1 protein-coding gene is annotated in these 618 nt (G+C 47.1%); it reads right to left on the bottom strand.

Annotation, left to right across the window (positions count from 1 at the left end; all coding sequences use genetic code 11):
* Window positions 1-134: 134 nt before the first annotated feature.
* Window positions 135-618: putative PEP-binding protein (locus R7R24_RS28225; protein WP_318120380.1), on the bottom strand; the 484-nt coding region annotated here is incomplete at its 5' end.

Raw genomic sequence — 618 nt, 5'->3', positions numbered from 1 at the left:
CCCGCCCAAGGCAGCAAAAATAACAACGCAGGTACGACGATTAATCCGCCCCCAATGCCGAGTAGCCCCGCCATCACACCAACAAAAGCGCCCAGCGCCAGCAATAACAAAAATAAAGAGACGGTCACGATTACCTACTTTTTCCCTGCACGAACGAAGCCTGCAAAACCTTGTTGGATAAAGAAATCATGCATCATTTGATGAATCTCCTCTCCGTACGATTTTGTCATCGCCTGTTCCGCTAGTTTTTCTAGTTCCTGTTGTTGGCTATGACGAATCAAATACTTCACCTTAGCCACGTTAGATGTGTTCATACTTAAGCTGGTGTATCCCAACCCAAGTAATAAGAGCGCACCAAATGGATCACCGGCTAATTCACCGCAGATGCACACTGGCACATGATATTTATCGCACACGTCATGAATCTGTTTGAGTGCTAACAGCACTGCCGGATGCATGGATTCATAGACATCAGCGACGCGGGAATTGTTCCGATCCACCGCCAGTAAATACTGAGTTAAGTCGTTAGTACCAACAGAGACAAAATCCACTCGATGCGCGATGGCAGGAAGCAGATATACCATCGATGGCACTTCTATCATCACCCCGACTTTTGGA

This window comes from Vibrio sp. 704 (genome assembly GCF_033339295.1).
Note: the sequence above shows the minus strand (reverse complement) of the source record. Positions and strands in the feature narration are given on the sequence as shown.